Annotated in this window: 6 protein-coding genes and 1 riboswitch; of the genes, 5 read left to right on the top strand and 1 reads right to left on the bottom strand. The window is 37.3% G+C overall.

Annotation, left to right across the window (positions count from 1 at the left end; all coding sequences use genetic code 11):
* Window positions 1-924: NRAMP family divalent metal transporter (locus AC1DOS_RS15680; protein ID WP_477538250.1), on the top strand; the 924-nt coding region annotated here is incomplete at its 5' end.
* 15 nt (window positions 925-939) lie between these two features.
* Window positions 940-1,716 carry a putative hydro-lyase gene (locus AC1DOS_RS15675; protein ID WP_477538249.1) on the top strand — a complete coding sequence of 259 codons (777 nt, stop codon included), beginning with the start codon at window positions 940-942 and terminating at the stop codon, window positions 1,714-1,716.
* Between the two features lie 423 nt (window positions 1,717-2,139).
* Here AC1DOS_RS15675 and AC1DOS_RS15670 read toward each other — a convergent pair whose 3' ends face one another.
* Window positions 2,140-2,514: a Na-translocating system protein MpsC family protein gene (locus AC1DOS_RS15670; protein ID WP_477538248.1), complete on the bottom strand. Its 375-nt coding sequence runs from the start codon at window positions 2,512-2,514 to the stop codon at window positions 2,140-2,142.
* 232 nt (window positions 2,515-2,746) lie between these two features.
* Window positions 2,747-2,886: riboswitch (cyclic di-AMP (ydaO/yuaA leader) on the top strand.
* A 1,027-nt stretch (window positions 2,887-3,913) separates the two neighbouring features.
* On the opposite strand from AC1DOS_RS15670, the gene kdpA reads away from it, so the two are divergent.
* From kdpA to kdpC, 3 genes are read left to right on the top strand one after another with little or no spacing between them, the layout of a single operon-like run.
* Window positions 3,914-5,587 carry a potassium-transporting ATPase subunit KdpA gene (kdpA, locus tag AC1DOS_RS15665; protein WP_477538247.1) on the top strand — a complete coding sequence of 558 codons (1,674 nt, stop codon included), beginning with the start codon at window positions 3,914-3,916 and terminating at the stop codon, window positions 5,585-5,587.
* 22 nt (window positions 5,588-5,609) lie between these two features.
* Window positions 5,610-7,649, top strand: coding sequence for a potassium-transporting ATPase subunit KdpB (gene kdpB / locus AC1DOS_RS15660; protein WP_477538246.1), 2,040 nt, complete (start codon window positions 5,610-5,612; stop codon window positions 7,647-7,649).
* Between the two features lie 24 nt (window positions 7,650-7,673).
* Window positions 7,674-8,231, top strand: a complete 558-nt coding sequence (gene kdpC, locus AC1DOS_RS15655; RefSeq protein WP_477538245.1) for a potassium-transporting ATPase subunit KdpC — start codon at window positions 7,674-7,676, stop codon at window positions 8,229-8,231.
* The last annotated feature ends 62 nt before the right edge of the window (window positions 8,232-8,293 follow it).

The raw sequence follows: 8,293 nt of genomic DNA, 5'->3' as shown, positions 1-8,293 counted from the left end.
GTCTTGGGGGGTCTGGCGTTTAACATCGGAAATATTGCGGGGGCAGGACTTGGGACGAATGTTTTGTTCGGAATCTCTCCAGAATTAGGAGCCATTCTAAGTGGTATTCTCGCAATAGGCATCTTTATTGTTAAAGAAGCGGGTAAAGCGATGGACAAGTTCTCACAAATCTTAGGTTTTGCAATGATTGCATTAACGGTTTACGTGATGTTTACAGCTGCACCTCCTGTAGGGGAAGCTGTCGTCAAAACTTTTGTGCCCGATAAGATTGATATTTTAGCGATTGTCACATTAGTTGGAGGAACTGTTGGTGGATATATCACATTTGCAGGTGGTCACCGGTTAATTGACGCTGGGATAAAAGGGAAAGCTGCTCTACCTGAAGTAAACCGTAGTGCAGTATTTGCAATTGTGGTTACTGCAATTATGAGAATTGCCCTGTTCCTTGCGGTGTTGGGTGTTGTATCTCAAGGATTAAAGCTTGATCCTGCCAACCCTCCAGCTTCTGTTTTTAAATTAGCAGCAGGGAATATTGGTTACAAAATATTTGGGATTGTCTTATGGTCTGCAGCAATAACATCAGTCGTTGGTGCCGCATATACATCGGTGTCATTCATTCGCACATTCCATCCGTGGTTAGAGAAGCATCACAAAAAAATCATCATTGGGTTTATCGCGATTTCAACAATTGTCTTTGTCATAGTTGGAAAACCTGTTAGTATTCTAGTTCTTGTTGGATCAATTAACGGATTAATTTTACCAATCGCATTAGGAGTTATGTTGATTGCAGCGTATAGAATAAAAATTGTTGGAGATTACAAACATCCATTGTGGATGACTATATTTGGTGTCATTATTGTGATCGCTATGTCATTAATGGGTGGATATACACTAATCAATGAAATTCCTAAATTATTTATGTAGAAAGGAGTAATGCAATTGACCACAACTTATGAAGTAAGAGGGAAAATGCGTAGTGGCGAATTGACTTCGCCTACTTCCGGTTTATGTGAAGACTATATTCAAGCTAATTTAGTTATATTGCCAAAAGATTTGGCATTTGATTTTCTGTTGTTTTGTCAAAGGAATCCCAAATCATGTCCACTTATTGATGTGACTGATGTTGGTTCCTACGTTCCAAAAATGTCTGCACCCCACGCAGACCTACGAACGGACTTGCCAAAATATCGTGTATATCAAAATGGAGAAGTAGTAGCTGAACCGACAGATATTACAGACTATTGGACAGACGATATGGTGGGATTTCTCATTGGCTGTAGCTTTACGTTCGAGGATGCATTAATCAAAAACGGTATTCCGATGAGACATAATGAAGAAGGCGTCAATGTGCCGATGTATAAAACATCAATTGAAGCCGTTTCTGCAGGTAAGTTTGTGGGTCCAACCGTTGTTAGCATGCGTCCAATGAAAGAAAAAGACGTCATTCGAGCCGTTCAAGTAACGAGTCGTTTTCCATCTGTGCACGGAGCTCCGATTCATATAGGTAACCCGGAATCGATTGGTATTACAAATATCAATCAGCCTGATTTTGGAGATGCGGTAACGATAAATGAAGGAGAAGTTCCTGTGTTTTGGGCATGTGGTGTAACGCCACAAGCGATCGCCATGCATATGAAACCAGCTTTGATGATTACTCATGCACCAGGTCACATGTTTATCACGGATTTGAAAAGTGAACACGTGAGTGTCATTTAATGTGGTCTCATGTTTCAAAGTTAACTTGTAATTGAGACGTGTTTGGGTGATGAATTTTGAGTTTTAATCAATCAACCTGATTCCATTTATATAGCTTGCAATCGAATATTCAATACCACGTTTTTTATCCCAGTCATAGTAGTTATGACTGGGATTTTCTTTTAAACCAGTTTAATTCATAGAGTAGATAACATTATTTGTAAATCGAATTCAAAAAATGTCCCTGCGTCAGTTTAGGATACGTTTATTAATAATGCAGTTAAACCATATTTACTATGAATAGCGTCTATAGTAGGACCTAATTTATGGTTACGCCACTTATTATCTTTAAAGAGGCTCAAACTGGTTTCATCTTCTAAAATATTGATACCGATATAAAAATTGCGTTTTTTTTAGCTTATTAGAAAGAGTAACTATTATATATTATCTGGTGGTTTCTAAGTATTTCTCTAAATCTTTATCCATAATAAAAACTTCGATTCTTTCACCTGTTTTAGTACTAATATCACTATGGGAGGAAAGAACCTTACATTCAGTATGATGTTCAACAATTTTTTCATAATCATTGCTGTACATTTCACGTAGAAGTGTACGCATTTGCTTTACAAGCTTTTTCCCGGAATTATGACTGACAAGATGCTTTTCTTCCACAGTCAGGACCCCTTTGAAACGGGTGATTAACATGTCATCAATTATATAGGTTTTGGCCTCCTGTGGTCCTCTTCCTATCAGATCACGCTGGAATTTAATAAATGCTGCACTTATTTCAGCCTCTAGTTTCTTTTTTGAATTTAACATAATGTCTCCATCTCATCTCTAGAATTTATGGGATTCATCATAATGCCGATTATAAGTTCATGTCAATGTAAATCTCAAAAGAACTAAAGAATAATTTAATTATTAAGAGAAATAGAGATTTATCCATTAGTTTTGATAAACATGACTACATAAATCTAATTTGAACACATACCATAAAAAAAGAGTTGACAAATATTTAACGATGAGAGTAAAGTACATCTCATGAATAACAATTTTATATCGGCCAAATCTCAAGCAATTGAGAACGGAGGAACCACTATTTGGGGTTAATTCTGCATTTGCAGAAAGGATGAGAAGCTCTTTCGCCATCCTACCCGTCAGCTAACTTCGTCGGCTAAAGCGAAGGAGGTCATAAAGACCGCCTTAATCCAGGGGGCTTTTTTGTTATGTTTGTAGCAAAATAGCAGCCTGGCATTTCCGTAGGTCTTTTTATTATGCCTATAAATGAAAAAGTTTCTTGGAAGACAGAACGCAAAGTGAGCTTTATAGCTTGCTGGGCGTTAAGTAGATCAATGAGTACTTTTTCTCCAATCTATATGTTTGCTTTTGCAAATCATTTCTTTGTTTCGATGTGTGAATCGTTTTTTCACTGCTCGAACTTGGATAGATGTTGCATTGCTGCATACCGGGGAAAAAGTAAGCATTGGTCTATTTTTTTATGTTTTTTTATAGACATTCCTCTCTATTAAAAAATGCAGAGTGAAAAAGGGTGAAAGAATGAGAGAAGTACTTTTAGTTGGAAAAGGAAAACTATTTGAATCTGTAAAAGATACTGTATGTGCTAGCCACGATACAAGTAATATACAAATATTTAGCTATGACGAAAAGTGGCTAAAGACCATAAGGACCTAACCGAATGCAAGGAATCGATTATTAACAAATTGGAGCTATGTAACTTATGTAACTCTGTATATCTTTTCCCTAATTCATTTGTTTAACCTTGTTAACCTTTTTTCAGAGCTCAAACCACAGATTATTTGTTGTCACTTGTCATAACCAATATTCTGGCTTGTATAAAAGGATGGGCGCTGATTTTGTCATCTTTAGTAAGCCGGACCTTTGCAGCTATAAGTGGCTTTTACCAAACAATCCATTCTAAATTAATTCAGGAGATTTAAGGAGGCGGATCATAGAAAAATATCTATTTTTACTAGTTGTGTGAAAGGAGAGACTCAAATGGATTTTGTATCGATTTTACTTTTAGCTATAACCTTTTTTCTCTTTTTAGGATTTATCCATTTTTGTAACAAAGTAATAGCAGAAAAGGGTGAGTAGAAAAATGCTTTTATTAATTATTGTCGGAGCAGTTACGTTGTATTTGATTCATGCTCTAATTTGGCCAGAAAAATATTAATTGCTACTAATGGAGGAAATGTAAATGGATTTTTTACAAATCGGCGTGGTGTTGGGACTTTTAATGATACTTGCAATACCAATGGCCAAATACTTATCGAATGTTTATTCCCTTGAAACAACTAAACAAGACCGCATATTTGGAAGGATAGAACGGGGTATTTTTAAACTTTCCGGTATCCATACAAGTGATATGAACTGGAAGCAATATGCGAAGGCACTACTTTTAAGTAACTTAGTAATGTTTTTCATCTCGTACATGATCATCCGCTTTCAAGGTGTCTTACCGGGTAACCCCAGTAAGATAGACAACATGGATCCATTATTGGCATTTAATACGGCTGCGAGTTTTCTTACAAACACCAACTTACAGCACTATAGTGGAGAATCTGGACTCTCTTATTTATCTCAAATGGTCGTAATAATATTCTTAATGTTTGTTACACCTGCAACTGGTCTTGCTTTATGTATCACTGTTTTCAGAGGGGTAACAGGTCAGAGGAGTTTAGGAAACTTTTATGTGGATTTAATTCGTTCCATTACTCGTGTGTTACTGCCATTATCTCTTTTAGTTGGGTTGGTTCTTGTGTCTCAAGGGGTGCCTCAGACTTTTAAACCTACTGAGATTGCGACTACATTAGAAGGAGACACGCAATCTATAACACGTGGACCGGTAGCGGCATTAGAGTCTATAAAACATATAGGCACAAACGGCAGTGGATTCTTTGGTGTCAACTCTGCACATCCATTTGAGAACCCAAACGGTTTTACCAATATTTTAGAAATTATATTCATGTTTCTTATTCCTGCTGCCCTTCCATTAACGTTTGGCTATATGGCAAAAAATAAGAAACAAGGTTGGATTCTTTTTACCACGATGGGATTAATGTTCCTTTTCTTCCTTAGCGTTACTTATTTTAGTGAACAAAATGGGAATCCAGCATTAGAGGAAATAGGGCTATCACAAGAGAATGGGAGTATGGAAGGTAAAGAGGCACGATTTGGAATTGCCCAGTCTGCTTTATTTACAGCCGTTACTACAGCTGCCACTACAGGCTCAGTCAATAACATGCACGATACCCTTACTCCACTCGGGGGATTAATGCCACTAGTAATGATGATGTTGAACAACGTATTTGGTGGTGATGGTGTAGGAACAGTAAATATCCTTATGTACTCATTAATGGCTGTATTTATTGCCGGACTAATGGTTGGTCGTACCCCAGAGTTTTTAGGAAAGAAAATTGAAGGAAGAGAAATGAAATTAATAGCCATTACAATTCTTCTGCATCCTTTAATCATCTTAGTACCATCTGCCATTGCTTTAGCGACACAGATGGGTACATCGGCTATTTCAAATCCAGGTTTTCATGGGATTTCTCAAGTGGTATATGAGTTTACCTCTTCAGCTGCTAATAATGGTTCAGGATTTGAAGGTTTAGGAGATAATACTCCTTTTTGGAATATTTCCACTGGCTTAGTCATGTTATTTGGCCGTTATTTCTCAATGATTGCAATGATTGCTATCGCTGGATCATTACTCGCTAAGAAACGTGTTCCAGAAACGATTGGGACATTTAAAACAGATAATAGCACTTTCGGTGTCATTCTTTTAGCAACAGTTTTAATTATTGGGGCGTTGACTTTCTTCCCTGTAATTGCACTTGGACCAGTCGCTGAATGGCTAACGATTAGATAAATGTTGAAAAGGAGCACTTTAGATGAGTACAAAGCGTAAAAGCAACTTAGATAAGAGAATTGTTTTTGAGGCAATTAAAGATGCATTCAAAAAATTAAATCCAAGAATAATGGCACGAAATCCTGTCATGTTTGTAGTCGAAATAGGGTTTGTTATTACCCTACTACTCTCTATATTCCCTACTCTTTTTGGTGGAACATCAGATAGAGGATATAACATTGTCGTTACCATCATTTTGTTCGTGACTATCCTTTTTGCTAACTTTGCGGAGGCATTAGCAGAAGGACGCGGAAAAGCACAAGCTGATAGTCTTAAAAAGACAAAGAAGAATTCTAAAGCAAAGTTAATCCAAAAAGATGGTTTCACAAAGTTAGTTGATGCTACAGAACTGCGTAAAGGCGACATCGTATTAGTGGAAGCCAATGATTTAATACCAACTGACGGTGATGTCATTGAAGGAGTCGCTGCTGTAGACGAATCAGCAATCACTGGTGAATCAGCATCTGTAATAAAAGAATCAGGTGGGGACTTCAGTTCTGTAACGGGTGGAACAAAAGTTATCAGTGACTATATCTTAGTAAGAGTAAGTAGTGACCCAGGGGAATCTTTCCTTGATCGTATGATTAACTTGGTAGAAGGCGCTAAAAGACAAAAAACACCTAATGAAATTGCACTAAGCACGCTTCTTGTTAGTCTGACACTTATCTTTTTGCTTGTATGTTCAACACTAGTGCCCATAGCTTCATATGTAAATGTGACATTTCCAATCGCTACCTTAGTAGCATTACTGGTGTGTTTAATTCCAACAACAATTGGCGGTCTCCTTTCTGCCATTGGGATAGCAGGGATGGACAGAGTTACACAATTCAATGTAATTGCGAAGTCAGGAAAAGCGGTTGAAGCAGCTGGCGATATTAATACTATTATCCTTGATAAAACAGGCACCATAACATTTGGTAACCGTATGGCTTCTGCCTTATTACCAGTTAAGGGTGTAAGTCAAGAAGAGCTTAACAAGTTTTCAGTATATTCATCGTTACATGATGAAACCCCAGAGGGTCGCTCTGTCGTTGAATTTGCTAAAAAAGCAGGGTTGCCTGAAAAAGAATTGGATAAAAACGGAACAGAAGGAGTTTCATTCACAGCTGAAACACGGATGAGTGGGACAGATTTTTCTAATGGAATGAAAGTAAGAAAAGGTGCAGTTGATGCAATTCAGAAATATATACTGCAACAAGGTGGGAAAGTTCCTAGTGATTTAAAAGACATTAGTGACAAAGTGTCAATTAAAGGCGGCACTCCACTAGTAGTTGCAGAAGGAAATCGTGTGCTGGGTGTTATTTACTTAAAAGATATAGTAAAACCTGGTATGAGAGAACGATTTGATGAATTACGGAAAATGGGAATTAAAACTATAATGTGTACGGGTGATAATCCTTTAACAGCTGCGACTATTGCCAAAGAAGCTGGAGTAGATGATTTTATTGCAGAAGCAAGGCCTGAAGACAAAATTTCCCTTATCAAGCAGGAACAAGCTGAAGGGAAACTTGTCGCCATGACCGGTGATGGAACAAACGATGCACCTGCGTTGGCTCAGGCTGATGTTGGATTAGCAATGAATACAGGGACCAATGCCGCGAAGGATGCCGCGAACATGGTGGATTTGGATTCAGATCCAACGAAAATTATTGAGGTAATAGCTATTGGGAAACAGTTGCTCATGACACGAGGTGCTTTAACAACCTTTAGTATTGCGAATGATGTGGCTAAATACTTTGCAATAATACCAGCTATGTTTATGTTAGCTATCCCTCAAATGCAGGCTCTAAATATTATGGGATTAGCAACACCACAAAGTGCTATTTTATCAGCTTTAATATTTAACGCCATAATCATTCCCCTGCTAATACCATTAGCAATGAAAGGTGTAAAATATGTTCCTTTGAGCGCTACAAGATTGTTGACAAAGAATTTGTTTATATATGGTTTAGGTGGAGTGTTAGTTCCTTTCATTGGAATCAAATTAATTGATTTGATCCTTGTGATGTTTAAATTAGTTTAAAATCAAAAATAAGGGTGAGAATTAATGTTAAAGAATATACGTCTAGTTTTGGTGCTATTAGTTATATGTGGTATTGCCTATCCATTACTCATGACAGGGCTTTCACAAGTAATCATGCCTGCAAAAGCAGATGGTAGCTTAATTAAAAATGAATCAGGTGAAATTATTGGCTCCGAATTAATTGGTCAATCTTTTAAAGATCCAGGCTACTTTCATGGTCGTATTTCTTCCATAAATTACGACGCAGCTGGCTCAGGTACACCAAATTATTCCCCATCAAATGAAGAAATGGTGGAACGGACAAAAAATGATATAGTTGAATTTTTAAAAGAAAACCCTACTATCAAAAAAGAGGATATACCTTCTGACTTAATGACAAACTCGGGTTCAGGACTCGATCCCAATGTTTCTCCTCAAGGAGCAATCGTTCAGGTTCCACGTATTGCAAAAGAGAGAGGTTTATCTGAAAAAAGTTTATATAATCTTGTCGATAAATTCACGGAAGGTCGTTCATTAGGACTTTTTGGTGAACCTCGAATTAATGTTTTGAAGTTGAACATAGCATTGGACGAACTGAGATAATTTGAAAAGGAGGGTTCTAGTAACTCTCTTTTTTCCACTGAACCGTTTTAGGAGGCTAGTAT

Source organism: Paenisporosarcina sp. P5_A11 (assembly GCF_056400705.1).
This window is presented reverse-complemented; position numbering and strand designations above follow the sequence as displayed.

What these genes read in the sequence shown, in the direction of transcription:
- AC1DOS_RS15670 (WP_477538248.1), bottom strand. Translation starts at nt 2,514, where the DNA reads ATGTTAAATTCAAAAAAGAAACTAGAGGCTGAAATAAGTGCAGCATTT.
- kdpA (WP_477538247.1), top strand. Translation starts at nt 3,914, where the DNA reads ATGGATTTTTTACAAATCGGCGTGGTGTTGGGACTTTTAATGATACTT.
- kdpB (WP_477538246.1), top strand. Translation starts at nt 5,610, where the DNA reads ATGAGTACAAAGCGTAAAAGCAACTTAGATAAGAGAATTGTTTTTGAG.
- kdpC (WP_477538245.1), top strand. Translation starts at nt 7,674, where the DNA reads ATGTTAAAGAATATACGTCTAGTTTTGGTGCTATTAGTTATATGTGGT.